Raw genomic sequence first — 18,140 nt, forward strand, 5'->3', positions numbered from 1 at the left:
CCCGGTCAGTCCCACCAGAACGACCAGTGGTCCGTGCCGATCAGCGCCTCCTCGGCGTAGGCCCTGACCGTGCCCGAGCCCTGCCGGACGTTGTCGGGGCAGAACGCGAAGTGCTCCGCGGCCACCGGCAGGGCCTCGACGAGGGTGCGGGGCGGGGCCGCCACGTACAGGTCGAGGCGGTCGAAGCCGAGGGCGAGGACGCGGGCGCCGAACCGGTCCTCCCAGGAGCGCAGCACCGCGCTGATCCGGGCCGTGTCGTTCTCGTGGTTGAGGGGGCCGCACCAACCGAGTGCGGCGGGCACGTCGGCGCCGCGGCGGGCCGGGACCAGGGCCAGACGGGGGCGGCCGAACCAGCCTTCCCGTATGCATTCGGCGGCGAGTGCCGCGGCCGCCGTCTCCGGGTCCCGGACGGGGGACCCCGCCGCGGCGAGGCCCGGCCAGGCCGGCCCGAAGGGGGCGATCAGCTCCTCGTTCTCCGCCTCCTCGCCCTCCTCCGGTTCCGGGATCACCGCGCTCCAGAACTCCCGCAGCACCGGCTCCACGTGGTGGTCGTCGGGGTCGGACGCCCGTGCCGGCTCCAGGGCCTCGGTCTCCCACCAGTCCGGCGTCCCGGGCTGGTCGTGGAGGAGTACGGCCTGGAACCCCGCGGGCGCGGGGTACGCGGAGGCGGGCGCGTCGACCGGCTCGTCGGAGAGCCACAGCAACGGCTCCATCCGGGCCCTGCGCAGCCGGCGGCGGACGGGGCGACTGACGAGGCTGCCCCGGGGCAGGCCGACGGGGGTCGAGCCCGGTGCGCACAACGGGTTCGGGTCATCGCTCATGGCCGCGACCGTAGCGGTGCCCTGTGACAACGGGTGCGGCGCCGCTGCGGGGGCTCTGCCCCCGAACCCCCGCGCCTCAAACGCCGGCGAGGCTGGATTCGGCCGACCTCGGCCGGCAAGTGCGCGCAGCGCATTGATGCGCCGAGCGCCTGGCGGGCATTTCAGCCCCGCCGGCGTTTGAGGCGCGGGGTCCGGGGCGGAGCCCCGGGAAGGCGGCCCGCAGGGGCTATGAGTCCAGCAGGCCCGCCGCCGCGAGCAGGTACGCCACCATCGGGTCGTAGAAGCGCGGGTCGCGGACGTGGTCGTCCAGGGGGACCGCCACCTGGAGGGTGCCCTCCGCCTCGCCGAGGAACAGCGCCGGGTCGTTGCAGTCCGCGTAGCCCACCGCGTCCAGGCCGCGCTGCGCCGCGCAGCCCGCCCAGCCGTGGTCGGCGACGACCAGGTCCGGCTGCGGGCGGCCCGAGGCCGCCAGCCCGTCCAGGATCGCGGCCATCGGCTCCGGCGAGTGCGTGTGCCACAGGGTCGCACCCCGCTCCAGCACCGCGACGTCCGCGAACTGCCACACCGAGCCCTCGTCGGCGGTCAGGCCCGCCGGGATGACCACGATCTCGCAGCCGGCGCCCCGCAGCGCCGCGGCCGTCGCGCGGTGGACGTCCAGCAGCCCGCCCGGGTGCCCGGTGGCGAACAGCACGCTCTGGCGGTCCAGCGCCGCCTTGCGCAGCCGGGCCGCCATCCGGTCCAGGCCGGCCACGGTCAGTTCGGGGTCGATGGTGTCCTGGCCGGCCCGGTGCGAGGGGTCGTCGACCACGCCGACGCGCTCGGCCATCACCGCGAGCACGTCCTGCTCGTCCGTCCAGCGGTCGCCCAGCTCCAGGCCGAGCCAGTAGTGCCGGTCGCCGTTGGCGAGCTTGCGGTAGTGGCTCAGGTTGTTCTCGCGCGGGGTCGCGACCTGTCCCGCGATCCGCGTGCGGACCAGATGGTCGATGAGTTCGGCGCGGCTCGGCGTCTCTATCGGCTTCGGCATACGGGCCATTCTGCCGCCGCCCGGGCGCGGGCGCCGGGTCCGTCCCGATCTTCGGAACAGCCGGCCGAGCCCGCTCACGCCGACAGCGCCCCGAACGCCCCGTGCGCGAGCCGGCGCAGCAGGGCCTCCGTCGCCTCCCGCCCGAGGGCCGCCAGGTGCGGGGTCGAGTTCAGCAGGCCGAACACCGCGTGCACGGAGACCCGTACCTCGGCCTCGCCGACCTCGGGGTGCAGCCTGCGTACGACGTCCACCCACAGCTCGACGTACTGGCGCTGCAGCTGCCGCACGAGCTTGCGGTCGGCCTCCCGCAGCTTTTCGAGCTCGCGGTCGTGGAGGGTGATCAGCGCCCGGTCGTCGAGGGCGAAGTCGATGTGCCCGTCGATGAGGGAGGCCAGCAGGGCCGCCGGGTCCCCGGCGGTCTCCTCGGCACGCCGGCGCCCGCCGGTCAGCAGCCGTTCGCTGATCCCGACGAGCAGTTCGGCGAGCATGGCGTCCTTGCCCGCGAAGTGCCGGTACAGGCCGGGGCCGCTGATGCCCACCGCGGCCCCTATCTCGTCCACGCCGACGCCGTGGAACCCGCGCGCGGCGAAGAGGCGGGCGGCCTCACTGAGGATCTGCTCGCGTCGGGTCGGTGCGGCCGCTCTGGTGCTCATGGGAATCCATTCTAGACAGGGCGGTTAGCGCTCGTTAACCTAAGGCGCATACACGTTAACGACCATTAACAGTGTGCACAGTGTGGACCGAGCAAGGGAGCTCGACCGATGCAGCAGGCACCAGTGCTGACGACCGCCGCGGACCCGGCGTCCGAGGCCTGGCGGACCAACGAGGCCGCCCACCGCGAACTCGCCGAGGGCCTGCGCGCCCGGCTGGAAGCGGCCCGCCTCGGTGGCGGTGAGAAGGCCCGCGCCCGCCACACCGCCCGCGGGAAACTCCTCCCGCGCGACCGCGTGGACACCCTCCTCGACCCCGGATCCCCCTTCCTGGAGCTGGCCCCGCTGGCCGCCGAGGGCATGTACGGGGGCGCGGCCCCCGCGGCCGGGGTCATCGCGGGCATCGGCCGGGTCAGCGGCCGCGAGTGCGTGATCGTCGCGAACGACGCCACCGTCAAGGGCGGCACGTACTACCCGATGACCGTCAAGAAGCACCTGCGCGCGCAGGAGGTGGCACTGGAGAACCGTCTCCCCTGCCTCTACCTGGTCGACTCGGGCGGCGCCTTCCTGCCCATGCAGGACGAGGTCTTCCCCGACCGGGAGCACTTCGGCCGCATCTTCTACAACCAGGCCCGCATGTCGGGCGCCGGCATCCCGCAGATCGCGGCCGTCCTCGGCTCCTGCACGGCCGGCGGGGCGTACGTACCGGCGATGAGCGACGAGGCCGTCATCGTCCGGGGCCAGGGCACGATCTTCCTCGGCGGCCCGCCGCTGGTGAAGGCCGCCACCGGCGAGGTGGTCACGGCCGAGGAGCTGGGCGGCGGCGAGGTCCACTCCCGGATCTCGGGCGTGACCGACCACCTCGCGGAGGACGACGCGCACGCGCTGCGGATCGTACGGAACATCGTGGCGACCCTGCCCGACCGCGGGGCCCTGCCCTGGTCGGTCGAGGCGCCGGAAGAGCCGAAGGTGGACCCGTACGGGCTGTACGGCGCGGTCCCCGTCGACTCGCGCACCCCCTACGACGCCCGCGAGATCATCGCGCGGATCGTGGACGGCTCCCGCTTCCAGGAGTTCAAGGCGGAGTACGGGCAGACGCTGGTCACCGGCTTCGCCCGGATCCACGGCCACCCCGTCGGGATCATCGCGAACAACGGCATCCTCTTCTCCGAATCCGCGCAGAAGGGCGCCCACTTCATCGAGCTGTGCGACCAGCGCGGCATCCCGCTCCTCTTCCTCCAGAACATCTCGGGCTTCATGGTCGGCCGCGACTACGAGGCGGGCGGCATCGCCAAGCACGGCGCCAAGATGGTGACGGCCGTGGCCTGCGCCCGGGTGCCGAAGCTGACGGTCGTCGTCGGCGGCTCGTACGGTGCGGGCAACTACTCGATGTGCGGTCGGGCGTACTCGCCGCGCTTCCTGTGGATGTGGCCCAACGCCAAGATCTCCGTGATGGGCGGCGAGCAGGCCGCCTCCGTCCTGGCCACGGTCAAGCGCGACCAGATCGAGGGCGCGGGCCAGGAGTGGCCCGCCGAGGACGAGGAGGCCTTCAAGGCCCCGGTCCGCGCGCAGTACGAGGAGCAGGGCAACGCCTACTACGCCACGGCGCGGCTGTGGGACGACGGGGTCATCGACCCCATGGAGACCCGGCAGGTGCTGGGACTGGCCCTGACCGCGTGCGCGAACGCCCCGCTGGGCGACTCGGGCTTCGGCATCTTCCGTATGTGACGTGAGTGACGTGAGTGACGTGAGTGACGTGAGGACCTCTTCGATGTTCAGCACTGTTCTGGTCGCGAACCGCGGCGAGATCGCGGTCCGGGTCATCCGCACCCTGCGGGAGCTCGGCATCCGCTCCGTGGCCGTCTTCAGCGACGCGGACGCGGACGCACGGCACGTACGGGAGGCCGACACGGCCGTCCGCATCGGCCCGGCGGCCGCCGCCGAGAGCTATCTGTCGGTGGACAAGCTCCTGGACGCGGCGAAGCGGACGGGCGCCGAGGCCGTGCACCCGGGTTACGGCTTCCTCGCCGAGAACGCGGCCTTCGCGGCCGCCTGCACCGAGGCCGGGCTGGCCTTCATCGGGCCGCCGGCCTCCGCGATCTCCCTGATGGGCGACAAGATCCGCGCCAAGGAGACGGTGAAGGCGGCGGGCGTGCCCGTGGTCCCCGGCTCCTCGGGCAGCGGCCTGACCGACGCCGAACTGGCCGCGGCCGCCTCGGAGATCGGCATGCCGGTCCTCCTGAAGCCCTCGGCGGGCGGCGGCGGCAAGGGCATGCGGCTCGTCCGCGACGAGGCGGTGCTGGCGGAGGAGATCGCGGCGGCCCGCCGCGAGGCCAAGTCCTCCTTCGGCGACGACACGCTGCTGGTGGAGCGGTGGATCGACCGGCCCCGGCACATCGAGATCCAGGTGCTGGCGGACGCCCACGGCAACGTGGTGCACCTGGGCGAGCGCGAGTGCTCGCTCCAGCGCCGGCACCAGAAGGTCATCGAGGAGGCCCCCTCGGTGCTGCTCGACGAGAAGACCCGCGCGGCGATGGGCGCGGCGGCGGTCGACGCGGCCCGCTCGTGCGGGTACGTCGGCGCGGGCACGGTGGAGTTCATCGTGCCCGGCGGCGACCCGTCCTCGTACTACTTCATGGAGATGAACACCCGCCTCCAGGTCGAGCACCCCGTGACCGAGCTGATCACGGGCCTGGACCTGGTGGAGCAGCAGCTGCGGGTCGCCTCCGGCGAGACCCTGCCCGTCACCCAGGACGAGATCCGGCTGACCGGCCACGCGATCGAGGCCCGCGTCTGCGCGGAGGACCCGGCGCGCGGGTTCCTGCCGTCCGGCGGCACGGTGCTGGCCCTGTCGGAGCCGTCGGGCGGGGCCGTGCGCACCGACTCCGGGCTGACGGCGGGCGTGCCGGTGGGGTCGACGTACGACCCGATGCTGTCGAAGGTCATCGTCCACGGGCCGGACCGCGCCAGTGCGCTGCGCTTGCTGCGGGGGGCTCTGGCGGACACGGTGATCCTGGGCGTCCAGACCAACGCGGGCTTCCTGCGGCGGCTGCTGGCGCACCCCGATGTGGTGTCCGGGGACCTGGACACGGGCCTGGTCGAGCGCGATCTCCCGACTCTGCTGCCCGAAGGCACCCCTGCCGAGGTGTACGCGGCAGCTGCGCTGTTGAAGGCTTCTTTCCCCCACCCCGCCCCTTCCCGTAACCGGGGCTCCGCCCCGGACCCCGGTCCTCAAACGCCGGACGGGCTCAATGGGTGGGTCGACCCGTTCGACTCCGCCAACGGCTGGCGCCTCGGTGGCACGCCGGCCTGGACGGTCCACCACTTCCGCCTACCCGGCCAGGACCCGGTCACCGTCCGCACTCGTCAGCTGGGCGCTGAGCAGGAAATCCTGATGGCCGCAGTCGACGGCGACGCCGCGCCCAACTCGGCCTCGCCGGCGTTTGAGGCGCGGGGTCGGGGGCAGAGCCCCGGCGCACCGGCCCGCAGCCGGATCGTCAGCCGCACCGCCGACCGCGTCACCGTCGAGCTCGACGGCGTCACGCACACCTTCAGCCACGCCACCTCCCCGGAGGGGACCTGGCTCGGCCGCGACGCCGACAGCTGGCACGTGCAGACGTACGACCCCGTCGAGGCGAACCTGCGCGGCGGGACCAGGAGCGGCGCCGACACCCTGGCCGCCCCCATGCCCGGCACCGTCACCGTCGTCAAGGTGGCCGTCGGGGACAAGGTGACGGCCGGTCAGAGCCTGCTGGTCGTCGAGGCGATGAAGATGGAGCACGTCATCTCCGCCCCGCACGCCGGCACCGTCACCGAGCTGGACGTCTCGGCCGGCACCACCGTCGCCATGGACCAGGTCCTGGCCGTCGTCACCCCGGACGCGGACGAGGAGGAGGGCGCGTGAACCGGCTGCCCATGAACGTCCCGGCCCCCGGCCTCCCGGCCCGGGTCCGGATCCACGAGGTCGGGGCCCGGGACGGGCTCCAGAACGAGAAGACGGCCGTGCCCACCGAGGTGAAGGCGGAGTTCGTCCACCGCCTGGCCGCCGCCGGGCTGACCACCATCGAGGCCACCAGCTTCGTGCACCCCAAGTGGGTGCCCCAGCTGGCCGACGCCGAGCAGCTCTTCCCGCTCCTCGGCGACGTACGGGCCGACCTCCCCGTCCTCGTGCCCAACGAGCGCGGCCTGGACCGTGCCCTCGCGCTCGGTGCCTCCCGCATCGCGGTCTTCGGTTCGGCCACCGAGACCTTCGCCTCCCGGAACCTGAACCGGACCGTGGCCGAGTCCCTCGCCATGTTCGAGCCGGTCGTGGCCCGGGCGAAGGAGGGGAAGGCCCACGTCCGGGGCTATCTGTCCATGTGCTTCGGCGATCCCTGGGAGGGCCCGGTCCCGGTCCACCAGGTGGTCTCCGTCGCGAAGGCCCTGCTCGACCTCGGCTGTGACGAGCTGAGCCTCGGCGACACCATCGGCGTCGCCACCCCCGGCCATGTCCGGGAGCTGCTCGGCGCCCTCAATGAGGCCGGCGTCACGACCGACCGCATCGGCGTGCACTTCCACGACACCTACGGCCAGGCCCTGTCCAACACCCTCGCCGCGCTCCAGCACGGCGTGACGACCGTCGACGCCTCCGCGGGCGGCCTCGGCGGGTGCCCGTACGCGAAGAGCGCCACCGGCAACCTCGCGACCGAGGACCTGGTGTGGATGCTCGACGGCCTCGGCATCGAGACCGGGGTCGATCTGGCCGCCCTCACCGCCACGAGCGTGTGGATGGCCGAACAACTGGGGCGCCCGAGCCCCTCCCGTACCGTCCGCGCCCTCTCCCACAAGGAGTAACGAGAACATGTCCCTCGACCACCGGCTCACCCCCGAGCACGAGGAACTCCGCCGTACCGTCGAGACGTTCGCGCACGACGTGGTCGCGCCGAAGATCGGCGACCTGTACGAGCGGCACGAGTTCCCGTACGAGATCGTCGCCGAGATGGGCCGCATGGGCCTGTTCGGCCTGCCCTTCCCGGAGGAGTACGGCGGCATGGGCGGGGACTACCTCGCCCTCGGCATCGCCCTGGAGGAGCTGGCCCGGGTCGACTCCTCGGTCGCCATCACCCTGGAGGCCGGTGTCTCCCTCGGCGCCATGCCCCTCTACCTCTTCGGCTCCGAGGAGCAGAAGCAGCAGTGGCTGCCGAGGATGTGCTCCGGCGAGATCCTGGGCGCCTTCGGCCTGACCGAGCCCGGCGCGGGCTCGGATGCGGGCGGCACCCGCACCACCGCCGTCCGCGACGGCGACGAGTGGGTCATCAACGGCTCGAAGTGCTTCATCACCAACTCGGGGACGGACATCACCGGTCTGGTCACGGTCACCGCCGTGACGGGCCGCAAGGCGGACGGCCGCCCGGAGATCTCCTCGATCATCGTCCCGTCCGGCACCCCGGGCTTCACGGTGGCCGCCCCCTACTCCAAGGTCGGCTGGAACTCCTCGGACACCCGCGAGCTGTCCTTCGACGACGTACGGGTCCCCCTCGCGAACCTGGTCGGCGAGGAGGGCCGCGGCTACGCCCAGTTCCTGCGGATCCTCGACGAGGGCCGGATCGCCATCTCGGCGCTCGCCACCGGGCTCGCGCAGGGCTGTGTGGACGAGTCGGTGAAGTACGCCAAGGAGCGGCACGCCTTCGGCAAGGCCATCGGCGACAACCAGGCGATCCAGTTCAAGCTGGCCGACATGGAGATGCGCGCCCACATGGCCCGCATCGGCTGGCGTGACGCGGCCTCGCGACTGGTGGCCGGGGAGCCGTTCAAGAAGGAGGCGGCGATCGCGAAGCTGTACTCCTCGACGGTGGCCGTCGACAACGCCCGTGAGGCGACGCAGATCCACGGCGGCTACGGATTCATGAACGAGTACCCCGTGGCGCGCATGTGGCGGGACTCGAAGATCCTGGAGATCGGCGAGGGCACGAGCGAGGTCCAGCGCATGCTGATCGCCCGCGAGCTGGGCTTCGCCGGCTGATCCCGTCCCCTTTCCGAAAGCGGCCCGCGCTCCCGCGCGGGCCGCTTTCATGCATATTGCGGGACTAATGCTGCGATCGAGAAATTGGCGAGTGTTGCCGTGTATGCGGAATATGCCGGTGCTAGCTTCCTGGCTGCGCGCCGCCCGCTCCCGGCGTGAAGAAGGCGCGCTCCGGCCTCACGACACATGAGGAGAACCCGCGTGATCAGTTCCGTGCAGCTGCCCCCGCCCCGGAGAGGGCGTCGGCTCAGGGCAGCGCTCGTCACTGCGACACTCGCCGCCTCGTTCACGGTGCCGGCGGCGCTCAACGCCCAGGCACTGGCGGCGGTCCAGCTCTGCTCGACGGCGACCGCCCTCGACAACAGCCGTTTCGAGATCGACCTCAACGCGAACCTGGTCGTCAACGGCGGCGCCTCCTGCATCGACTGGCTCACCGCCGGCAGCAACAGCCCGTTCCGCCCCGGGGTCCTGGTGAAGGCCGACCGGCCCAGCGGAAGCACCGACGACGCCTTCGGTCAGGGCTCGAAGGAGGACGACCCGAACCCGACCATCGTGTTCGGTTCGATCCCGCCGAACAAGAGCGACCTGAAGAACTTCGGCGTGTACACGGAGCAGACCACGACGCCGAAGTTCCTGGAGCTGTTCTGGCAGCGGGTCAACAACCCGTCGGGCACCACGAACATGGACTTCGAGCTCAACCAGAAGTTCTGCGACCTGACGAAGGTCCCGACGAACTGCGCCAACAACGGGTCCAACGTGCCGCCGGAGACCCCGGTCCGCACCGTCGGCGACAAGCTGATCACGTACGACCTCTCCAACGGCGGCACCGTCCCGACGATCTCCATCCGCACCTGGAACGGCTCGGCCTGGGGTGCGCCGACGGTCATCAGCGGTACGGCGAACCCGCTGGCGGTGGGTTCGGTCAACACCACCTCGATCCCCGCCAACCAGACCGGCGGACTCAGCACGACCGCCCTCGCCCCGTTCACGTTCGGCGAGGCGGCGATCTCGTACAGCGCCCTCTTCCCGTCGGGCAGCTCCTGCACGACCTTCGGCTCCGCCTACGTGAAGAGCCGCTCCTCGGACTCCTTCAACGCCGAGCTGAAGGACTTCGTCTCGCCCGAGCCGGTGCAGATCACCAACTGCACGTCGCTGATCACCTCCGCCACGCCCACGGCGACGGTCGGTGACACCATCAACGACACCGCGACGCTGGGCGGCGCCTCCGCCAACGCGGGCGGCAGCATCACCTTCAACCTCTACAGCAACTCGACCTGCACGACGCTGGTCCAGAGCTTCGGCCCCATCGCGGTGAGCGGCCCCGGCCAGTACACCACCACCCCGGGGTTCACCACGACGGCCGCGGGCACCTACTACTGGACCGCCTCGTACACCGGCGACGCGAACAACCAGCCGGCCGCCACCTCCTGCCGGGACTCCGACGAGACGACCGTGGTCGCGAGGACCGCGCCGTCGATCAACACCCAGCTCCTCAACGCCCAGGGCAACCCGGTCAGCACGGCCACGATCGGCGACTTCGTGCACGACTCGGCCTCCCTCAGCGGCCAGACCGCCACCGCGGGCGGCACGGTCACGTACGCCTACTACACGGACTCGGCCTGCACGCAGAACAGGGTCCAGGTCGGCAGCCCGGTGACGGTCGCCAACGGGGTCGTCCCGAACTCGGCGGCCGCGCAGTTCAACCAGATCGGCACGTTCTACTGGCAGGCGAGCTACAGCGGTGACGCCAACAACATGCCGGCGGTGAGCGCCTGCACCGACGAGCCGCTGACCGTGGGCAAGGCCCCGGCGAACCTGCTCACCCGGCAGCGGTTCCTCCCGCAGGACACCGCCACGGTCTCGGCCCAGTTCGGCGGTCAGCCCACCGGCACCGTCACGTTCGACCTGTACGGCCCGAACAACAACAACTGCAGCACCAACAAGGTGGGCACCTGGACCGGCACCCTGTCGAACGGCACCGCCGCGACCAACAACACCACCTTCTACATCAACGCCGCCAACCAGGGTCAGTACAAGTGGCTGGCGACGTACTCGGGCGACGCGAACCACCAGAGCGCGACCAGCCCCTGCGGCACCGAGAACTCCACCATCACCGTCGACAACGGGCTCTGATCCGACGACCCCGATGAAGCCGGATCCACTCCGGCGCGACTGACAGAGAGGGCCTCCCGTCCGTGACGGGAGGCCCTTTCCGCGTGTGCCGCCGCACACATCGCGAGGAAAGTTAGGTCCGCCTTACCAATTTGAGCCAAGGTTAGGCTAACCTTCCCTCCGAACGGCCCAGTGGCCACCGGCACGCACGAAATCGGACATCGACATGCCCAAGTCCCGCATCTCCCCCTTCACCCGCCGCGGATTCATCGCGGCCGGCGGCGCCCTCGGCCTGGTCGCGGCACTCGCCGCGTGCGGCGGCACCGACAAGGCGAAGGACGGTGCGGGCGACAAGGGCTCCGCGGCCTCGGGCGCCTGGTCCTTCAAGGACGACCTGGGCAAGGACGTCAGCACCAAGTCGAAGCCGAAGAACATCGTCGCCTTCACCGGCACGGCGGCCGCGCTCCACGACTACGGCGTCCCGGTCAAGGGCGTCTTCGGCCCCACCAAGACCGCCGACGGCAAGCCCGACGTGCAGGCCGGCTCGATGGACATCTCGAAGGTGGAGATCCTCGGCAACGTCTACGACGAGTTCAACGTCGAGAAGTACGCGGCCCTCCAGCCCGACCTGCTGGTCACCAACACCTGGGACGGCAGCTACTGGTACGTGCCGGAGGCCTCCAAGGACAAGATCCTGAAGCTGGCCCCCGCCGCCGCGATCGGCGTCGGCGGCGACGTCACCATGGACAAGTCCCTGGAGCGCACCGCCGAGCTCGCCAAGTCGCTCGGCGCCGACCTGAACGCCAAGAACACCGTCGACGCCAAGGCCCGCTTCGAGGCCGCCGCCGCCAAGGTGCGCCAGGCCACCAAGGCCAACCCGGGCATCAAGGTGCTCGTGGGATCCGGCTCCGCCGACCTGTTCTACGTCTCCACCCCGGACACCTCGGCCGACCTGAAGTACTTCAAGTCCCTCGGCGTCGAGTTCGTCACCCCGGAGAAGCTGGGCGAGGGCGGCTTCTTCGAGAGCCTCAGCTGGGAGAACGCCGGCAAGTACAAGGCCGACCTGGTCCTCCTCGACAACCGCACCGGCACCCTGCAGCCGGAGGAGCTGAAGGCCAAGGCGACCTGGGCCGAGCTGCCCGCCGTCAAGGCCGGCCAGATCACCCCGCGCGTGACCGAGCCGATCTACTCGTACGCCAAGTGCGCCCAGATCCTGGAGGACCTCGCCAAGGCCATCCAGAACGCCAAGAAGGTCGGCTGACCCGGCTGCTCCGGCCGACCACCGCCGCACCAGGACCACTCCCAGGGGGGACCCACCGCATGACCGCCACCGCGCCCGACACGGCCGACGCAGCCGGCACGTCCGACGCAGCAGCGCAGACCGCGCACTTCCGGTTCTTCGAGCTCGAAGTGCTGCGCACCCGCCGCCTCGGCCACTCGTTCCTGCGCGTCACGTTCGGCGGCGAGTCCCTCGCGGGCTTCCGCTCGGGCGGCTTCGACCAGAGCCTCTCGCTCTTCCTGCCGCCCGAGGGGCGGGAGCACACGGTGCTCCCGTCCACGGACGAGGACACCTGGTTCGGCGCCTGGCGCGGGATGCCGGAGGAGGAACGTCCGGTGATGCGGTCCTACACGGTGCGCGAACAGCGCCGTACGCCCGAGGGCGTGGACGAGGTCGACATCGACTTCGTCCTCCACGGGGATGCGTCACCCGCCTCCCGCTGGGCCGGGCGGGCGGTGACCGGTCGCCGGATCCTGGCGATCGGCCCGGCCGTCGCCGAGAACAAGTCCGTACGGTTCCAGCCGCCGGCGACCGCCGACGCGATCTGGATGTACGCGGACGAGACCGCCCTGCCGGCCGCGGCCGCGATCCTGGAGCGGCTGGCGGAGGGGACCGCGGTGCGGGCCTGGTTCGAGGTGCCGCACGAGGACGACCGGCTGCCCCTGTCGACGGCCGCGCGAGCCGACATCACCTGGATCGTGCGCGAGGGCTCGGGCCGCGAGCGCGCCGACGGCGTGCCGGCCGAGCTCCGGTCCGCGGACGTCCCGGCCGCCGAAGCCCCGTACGTCTGGCTGGCGGGCGAGGCGGGCGCCGTCCGCGCGACCCGCCGCCACTTCGTGCAGGAACGATCCGTCGACCGCCGCTCGGTGCGTTTCACCGGCTACTGGCGGCTCGGCGCGAGCGAGGAACAGCTCCTCGCGGAGGCGTACGCGGGGCAGGCACCCAGCGAGGAGCCGACCGCCGAGCTGTAGCAACTCGCGTACGTCACAAGCAATTCGAGAGATGGGCCCCGGCTTCCGGCCGGGGCCCATCTCTCTTTGTCATTGAAGTTAGGTTAGGCTAACCTAAGCCAGTCACCACCACTCCCCACTCCCCCTGCCCGGAGGAAAGTTGATGCGTTCGCATCTGCTGAATGAGACGACCGCGGACCTCTACCGGCGTTCCGTCACCCAGGGAGTCGAACGCGTCGCCGCCAAACTCGCGGGCACGCGGCGGCCTCACACCGGCATATCGGTCGACAAGCTCGCCCCCGTCATCGACGGGATCGACCTCGACAAGCCGCTCGCCGACCCGGCAGCCGCCCTCGACGAGCTGGAGGACGTCTACCTGCGCGACGCGGTGTACTTCCACCACCCGCGCTACCTCGGCCACCTCAACTGCCCGGTCGTCATCCCCGCGGTGCTCGGCGAGGCCGTCCTGTCGGCCGTCAACTCCTCCCTCGACACCTGGGACCAGTCCATCGGCGGCACGCTCATCGAGCGCCGCCTGATCGACTGGACCGCCCGGCGCATCGGCCTCGGTCCCGCCGCGGACGGCATCTTCACCTCGGGCGGCAGCCAGTCCAACTTCCACGCGCTGCTCCTCGCCCGCGACGAGGCCTGCCGCGTTCTCACGCAGCGGGCGATGACGGACGGCCACGAGCTCACCAAGGCCGAACTGCTGCCGAAACTGCGCATCTTCACCTCCGAGGCGAGCCACTTCAGCGTGAAGAAGTCGGCCGCCATGCTCGGGCTCGGCTACGAGGCCGTCATCGCCGTCCCGGTCGACCGGCACCGGCGCATGGACGCCTCGCTCCTCGCCCTGGAGCTGGAGGCCTGCGTCGCCGAGGGCCTCTTCCCCATGGCCGTCGTCGCCACCGCCGGCACCACCGACTTCGGGTCCATCGACCCGCTCCCCGAGATCGCCGGGCTGGCCGCCGAGCACTCCGCGTGGATGCACGTGGACGCCGCGTACGGCTGCGGACTGCTGGTCTCCCCCACCCGCCGGCACCTCCTCGACGGCATCGAGCACGCCGACTCGGTCACGGTCGACTACCACAAGTCGTTCTTCCAGCCGGTCAGTTCCAGCGCCATGCTGGTCCGCGACCGCGACACCCTGAAGCACGCCACGTACCACGCGGACTACCTCAACACCCGCCGGATGGCCGAGGAGCGCATCCCCAACCAGGTCGACAAGTCCATCCAGACCACGCGCCGTTTCGACGCCCTCAAGCTCTGGATGACCCTGCGCGTCATGGGCGCCGACGGCGTCGGCTCGCTCTTCGACGAGGTCGTCGACCTGGCCGCGGCGGGCTACGAGATCATCGCCGCCGACCCGCGCTTCGAGGTCGTCGTCCGCCCGCAGATCTCCACCCTGGTCTTCCGCTACGTCCCCGAGGACGGCGCCGGCCTCCGCGCCGACCTGATCGACGAGGCCAACCTCCACGCCCGCAAGGCCCTGTTCGCCTCCGGTGAGGCGGTCGTCGCCGGCACCAAGGTGGACGGGGACCAGTACCTGAAGTTCACCCTCCTCAACCCGCAGACCACGACGGCCGACATCGAAGCCGTCCTCGACCTCCTCGCCGCCCACGCCGCGCAGTTCCTGGGAGAATCCCTTGCCGTCCACCGTTAAGCCCCACGACTTCATCGGAATCGGCCTCGGTCCCTTCAATCTGGGACTCGCCTGCCTCACCGCCCCGATCGACCAACTCGACGGCCTGTTCATCGAGTCGAAGCCGCACTTCGAGTGGCACGCCGGAATGTTCCTGGACGGCGCGCACCTGCAGACGCCGTTCATGTCGGACCTGGTCACCCTCGCCGATCCGACCTCGCCGTTCTCCTTCCTCAACTACCTGAAGGACAAGGACCGGCTGTACTCCTTCTACATCCGGGAGAACTTCTACCCGCTGCGGGCCGAGTACAACGACTACTGCCGCTGGGCCGCCGACCGCCTCGACAACGTCCTGTACTCCACCTCCGTCACCGAGGTCACCTACGACGAGCGGACCGACCTCTACGAGGTCCACACCGACAAGGGCGAGACCCACCTGGCCCGCCGGCTCGTCCTGGGCACCGGCACCCCGCCGCACCTGCCCGAGTCCTGCGAGAACCTCGGCGGCGACTTCCTCCACAACTCCGCGTACATGCAGAACAAGGCGGAGCTCCAGCGCAAGAAGTCCATCACCCTGGTCGGCTCGGGCCAGAGCGCCGCCGAGATCTACCACGACCTCCTCGCGGAGATCGACACCTACGGCTACCAGCTCAACTGGGTGACCCGCTCGCCCCGCTTCTTCCCCCTCGAATACACGAAGCTGACGCTGGAGATGACCTCGCCGGAGTACGTGGACTACTTCCACGCCCTCCCGGAGGAGACCCGCTACCGCCTGGAGAGCCGGCAGAAGAACCTCTTCAAGGGCATCGACGGCGAACTCATCAACACCATCTTCGACCTCCTGTACCAGAAGAAGATCAGCATGCCGGGGGCCGTCCCCACCACCCTCCTCACCAACACCTCCCTGAACGCCGCGGCGTACGACACCACCACGGGCACGTACACCCTGGGGCTGCGCCAGGAGGAACAGGAGCGGGACTTCACCCTCGCCACCGAGGGCCTCGTCCTGGCCACGGGCTACAAGTACCGCATCCCCGAGTTCCTCGCCCCGATCCACGACCGCCTGGTCTTCGACGGCCACGGCCGCCTGGACGCGGCGCGCAACTACAGCGTGGACACCACCGGGCGCGGGATCTTCCTCCAGAACGGCACCACGCACAACCACTCCCTGACCTCGCCCGACCTGGGCATGGCCGCGTACCGCAACGCGTACGTCATCGGCGAGCTCCTCGGTCGCGAGTACTACAAGGTCGAGAAGTCCATCGCGTTCCAGCAGTTCGCAGTCCCGGAAGGCACGGCAGCATGAGCACCACCACGGAAACCCTCTTCACCCGCGAGGACCCGGTGCTCGGCACCTTCTCGGTCCGCGCCCTGGACCCCCTCACGGACTCGGAACTGCTGCACGGCTGGGTCACCCACCCCAAAGCCTCGTTCTGGATGATGCAGGACGCCTCGCTGCCCGACGTGGAGCGCGAGTACATGCGCATCTGCGCCGCCGAGCACCACCAGGCCTTCATCGGCCTCCACGAGGGCCGCCCGGCCTTCCTGATGGAGAGCTACGACCCCGCGGAGCTCGAACTGGTCGGCCTGTACGACCCCCGGCCCGGGGACGTCGGCATGCACTTCCTCGTCGCCCCCACCGACTCCCCGATCGGCGGCTTCACCCGCGCGGTGATCACGACGGTCATGTCGTACCTCTTCGCCGACCCCGCGACCCACCGCGTGGTGGTCGAGCCGGACGTCCGCAACACGGCGGTGCACGCCCTCAACGAGGCGGTCGGCTTCGTCCCCGACGGCCCGATCCGCAAGCCGGAGAAGGAAGCCCTCCTCAGCTTCTGCACCCGCGCCCAGTTCGAGGCGGCCACGATATGAGCCTCGCCGACGCCGTGTCCCACCTCTCCCCGGAGCTGTGGGCCCGGGCGAACCGCGCCCTGGTCCGCAAGGCCCTGGCGGAGTTCTCCCACGAACGCCTGCTGACCCCCACCCCGCTCGGGGACTCCTGGTACTCGGTCCGCAGCGACGACGAGACGGTCGAGTACCGCTTCCGCGCCACCCTCCACGCGCTGGACCACTGGGCGGTGGAGGAGCCCTCGATCACCCGCCGCGCGGGCGGCGTCGAGGTTCCGCCGGACGCCCTGGACTTCCACATCGAACTCCAGCAGTCCCTGGGCCTGAGCGCCGAGGTCCTCCCGGTCTACCTGGAGGAGATCTCCTCCACCCTGGCGGGCACGGGCTTCAAGTACACGAAGCCGCAGGTCTCCTCCGCCGTCCTGGCCAAGTCCTCGTTCCAGGACGTCGAAACGGGCATGACCGAGGGCCACCCCTGTTTCGTCGCCAACAACGGCCGCCTCGGCTTCGGCGTGCACGAGTACCTCTCGTACGCACCGGAGACCGCGAGCCCGGTCCACCTGGTGTGGGCGGCGGCCCGCAAGGACGTGTCCACCTTCACGGCGGGCGAGGGCCTGGACCACGACTCGTTCATGCGCGAGGAGCTCGGCGAGGCGGCCGTCGCCGGCTTCGCGGCCAAGCTCACCGCCCTCGACCTGGACCCGGCCGACTACCACTTCTTCCCCGTCCACCCCTGGCAGTGGTGGAACAAGACGACGGTCACCTTCGCCGCCGAGATCGCCAACCGCCGGCTGGTGCTGCTGGGCGAGGGCGAGGACGCCTACCTCCCGCAGCAGTCGATCCGTACCTTCTTCAACACCACGACGCCCACCAAGCACTACGTCAAGACGGCCATCTCGGTCCTCAACATGGGCTTCATGCGCGGCCTCTCCGCCGCCTACATGGAGGCCACCCCGGCCATCAACGACTGGCTGCACCGCCTGATCGAGGTCGACCCGGTCCTCCGCTCCGTCGACTTCTCGATCATCCGCGAGCGCGCGGCGATCGGCTACCACCACCGCCAGTACGAACGCGCGACGGACCGCTACTCGCCGTACCGCAAGATGCTGGCCGCGCTGTGGCGCGAGTCGCCGGTGAACGGGCTCCGGGACGGGGAACGCCTGGCGACGATGGCCTCCCTGCTCCACGTGGACGCGGAGGGCAAGTCCTTCGTGGGCGCGCTCATCGCCGAATCCGGCCTGACGCCCTCCGAGTGGCTGAAGCCGTACCTCCGCGCCTACCTCCTCCCCCTCCTCCACTGCTTCTACCGGTACGACCTGGCCTACATGCCACACGGCGAGAACACGATCCTGGTCATCCGGGACGGCGTCGTACAGCGGGCGATCTTCAAGGACATCGCCGAGGAGATCGTGGTCATGGACCCGGACGCGGTGCTGCCGCCGGCCGTGGAACGCATCAAGGCGGACATCCCGGAGGACATGAAGCTCCTGTCGATCTTCACGGACGTCTTCGACTGCTTCTTCCGCTTCCTCGGCTCGATCCTCGCCTCCGAGGGCATCTGCACGGAGGACACCTTCTGGAAGGCCGTGGCCGACTGCGCCCACGACTACCAGGACTCGGTCCCGGCCCTGGCGGACCGCTTCGCCCGCTACGACCTCTTCGCGGACGAGTTCCAGCTGTCCTGCCTGAACCGCCTCCAGCTGCGCGACAACAAGCAGATGGTCGACCTCGCCGACCCGTCCGCCGCGCTCCAGCTGATCGGCACCCTCAAGAACCCCGTCGCGGCCTTCGCCCGGCGGTGACCGGGGACGGGTGC

Annotated in this window: 14 protein-coding genes; 11 read left to right on the forward strand and 3 right to left on the reverse strand. The window is 70.7% G+C overall.

The features are described from left to right. Positions 1-5: 5 nt before the first annotated feature. The 3 genes from ACFYZL_RS13520 to ACFYZL_RS13530 form a co-directional block, all read right to left on the reverse strand. Positions 6-821 carry a DUF4253 domain-containing protein gene (locus ACFYZL_RS13520; protein ID WP_384755072.1) on the reverse strand — a complete coding sequence of 272 codons (816 nt, stop codon included), beginning with the start codon at positions 819-821 and terminating at the stop codon, positions 6-8. A gap of 226 nt (positions 822-1,047) precedes the next feature. Beyond that, a complete protein-coding gene (locus ACFYZL_RS13525; protein WP_384749864.1) occupies positions 1,048-1,854 on the reverse strand; it encodes a phosphatase in 807 nt (268 codons plus the stop codon). 65 nt (positions 1,855-1,919) lie between these two features. Next, complete coding sequence (locus tag ACFYZL_RS13530; RefSeq protein ID WP_384596349.1) at positions 1,920-2,498, reverse strand: TetR/AcrR family transcriptional regulator; 579 nt, start codon at positions 2,496-2,498, stop codon at positions 1,920-1,922. A 108-nt stretch (positions 2,499-2,606) separates the two neighbouring features. On the opposite strand from ACFYZL_RS13530, the gene ACFYZL_RS13535 reads away from it, so the two are divergent. The 11 genes from ACFYZL_RS13535 to ACFYZL_RS13585 all read left to right on the forward strand — a co-directional run bounded on the left by ACFYZL_RS13535 (position 2,607) and on the right by ACFYZL_RS13585 (position 18,126). Continuing rightward, positions 2,607-4,223: a carboxyl transferase domain-containing protein gene (locus ACFYZL_RS13535; protein ID WP_388678783.1), complete on the forward strand. Its 1,617-nt coding sequence runs from the start codon at positions 2,607-2,609 to the stop codon at positions 4,221-4,223. 43 nt (positions 4,224-4,266) lie between these two features. Continuing rightward, entirely contained in the window at positions 4,267-6,399 is a 2,133-nt protein-coding gene (locus ACFYZL_RS13540; protein ID WP_388678786.1) for an acetyl-CoA carboxylase biotin carboxylase subunit, read from the forward strand. Between the two features lie 11 nt (positions 6,400-6,410). Then, positions 6,411-7,328: a hydroxymethylglutaryl-CoA lyase gene (locus tag ACFYZL_RS13545; protein ID WP_388679063.1), complete on the forward strand. Its 918-nt coding sequence runs from the start codon at positions 6,411-6,413 to the stop codon at positions 7,326-7,328. A gap of 7 nt (positions 7,329-7,335) precedes the next feature. Then, positions 7,336-8,496 carry an acyl-CoA dehydrogenase family protein gene (locus ACFYZL_RS13550; protein ID WP_388678789.1) on the forward strand — a complete coding sequence of 387 codons (1,161 nt, stop codon included), beginning with the start codon at positions 7,336-7,338 and terminating at the stop codon, positions 8,494-8,496. A 201-nt stretch (positions 8,497-8,697) separates the two neighbouring features. Further along, positions 8,698-10,629: a hypothetical protein gene (locus ACFYZL_RS13555; RefSeq protein WP_388678792.1), complete on the forward strand. Its 1,932-nt coding sequence runs from the start codon at positions 8,698-8,700 to the stop codon at positions 10,627-10,629. A gap of 205 nt (positions 10,630-10,834) precedes the next feature. After that, entirely contained in the window at positions 10,835-11,869 is a 1,035-nt protein-coding gene (locus tag ACFYZL_RS13560; protein ID WP_388678795.1) for an ABC transporter substrate-binding protein, read from the forward strand. Positions 11,870-11,928: 59 nt separating this feature from the next. Beyond that, positions 11,929-12,858 (forward strand): siderophore-interacting protein, encoded by a 930-nt coding sequence (locus tag ACFYZL_RS13565; protein WP_384749879.1) that lies wholly within the window; start codon positions 11,929-11,931, stop codon positions 12,856-12,858. Between the two features lie 142 nt (positions 12,859-13,000). After that, the gene (locus ACFYZL_RS13570; RefSeq protein ID WP_388678799.1) at positions 13,001-14,497 is read left to right on the forward strand and encodes a pyridoxal phosphate-dependent decarboxylase family protein; all 1,497 of its coding nucleotides are present in this window, start codon (positions 13,001-13,003) and stop codon (positions 14,495-14,497) included. After that, a complete protein-coding gene (locus ACFYZL_RS13575; protein WP_388678802.1) occupies positions 14,481-15,782 on the forward strand; it encodes a lysine N(6)-hydroxylase/L-ornithine N(5)-oxygenase family protein in 1,302 nt (433 codons plus the stop codon). Before ACFYZL_RS13570 ends, ACFYZL_RS13575 begins: the two co-directional genes overlap by 17 nt. Next, complete coding sequence (locus ACFYZL_RS13580; protein WP_384749888.1) at positions 15,779-16,348, forward strand: GNAT family N-acetyltransferase; 570 nt, start codon at positions 15,779-15,781, stop codon at positions 16,346-16,348. The genes ACFYZL_RS13575 and ACFYZL_RS13580 overlap by 4 nt, the downstream gene beginning before the upstream one ends. After that, a complete protein-coding gene (locus tag ACFYZL_RS13585; protein WP_384749891.1) occupies positions 16,345-18,126 on the forward strand; it encodes an IucA/IucC family protein in 1,782 nt (593 codons plus the stop codon). The genes ACFYZL_RS13580 and ACFYZL_RS13585 overlap by 4 nt, the downstream gene beginning before the upstream one ends. Positions 18,127-18,140 lie beyond the last annotated feature (14 nt).

The organism is Streptomyces sp. NPDC001717 (genome assembly GCF_042892775.1).
In the GTDB taxonomy this organism is placed as follows: domain Bacteria; phylum Actinomycetota; class Actinomycetes; order Streptomycetales; family Streptomycetaceae; genus Streptomyces.

Bases quoted from the DNA above. Each gene is read 5' to 3' on its own strand.
- ACFYZL_RS13520 (WP_384755072.1), bottom strand. From the start codon at position 821: ATGAGCGATGACCCGAACCCGTTGTGCGCACCGGGCTCGACCCCCGTC.
- ACFYZL_RS13525 (WP_384749864.1), bottom strand. From the start codon at position 1,854: ATGGCCCGTATGCCGAAGCCGATAGAGACGCCGAGCCGCGCCGAACTC.
- ACFYZL_RS13530 (WP_384596349.1), bottom strand. From the start codon at position 2,498: ATGAGCACCAGAGCGGCCGCACCGACCCGACGCGAGCAGATCCTCAGT.
- ACFYZL_RS13535 (WP_388678783.1), top strand. From the start codon at position 2,607: ATGCAGCAGGCACCAGTGCTGACGACCGCCGCGGACCCGGCGTCCGAG.
- ACFYZL_RS13540 (WP_388678786.1), top strand. From the start codon at position 4,267: ATGTTCAGCACTGTTCTGGTCGCGAACCGCGGCGAGATCGCGGTCCGG.
- ACFYZL_RS13545 (WP_388679063.1), top strand. From the start codon at position 6,411: ATGAACGTCCCGGCCCCCGGCCTCCCGGCCCGGGTCCGGATCCACGAG.
- ACFYZL_RS13550 (WP_388678789.1), top strand. From the start codon at position 7,336: ATGTCCCTCGACCACCGGCTCACCCCCGAGCACGAGGAACTCCGCCGT.
- ACFYZL_RS13560 (WP_388678795.1), top strand. From the start codon at position 10,835: ATGCCCAAGTCCCGCATCTCCCCCTTCACCCGCCGCGGATTCATCGCG.
- ACFYZL_RS13565 (WP_384749879.1), top strand. From the start codon at position 11,929: ATGACCGCCACCGCGCCCGACACGGCCGACGCAGCCGGCACGTCCGAC.
- ACFYZL_RS13570 (WP_388678799.1), top strand. From the start codon at position 13,001: ATGCGTTCGCATCTGCTGAATGAGACGACCGCGGACCTCTACCGGCGT.
- ACFYZL_RS13580 (WP_384749888.1), top strand. From the start codon at position 15,779: ATGAGCACCACCACGGAAACCCTCTTCACCCGCGAGGACCCGGTGCTC.
- ACFYZL_RS13585 (WP_384749891.1), top strand. From the start codon at position 16,345: ATGAGCCTCGCCGACGCCGTGTCCCACCTCTCCCCGGAGCTGTGGGCC.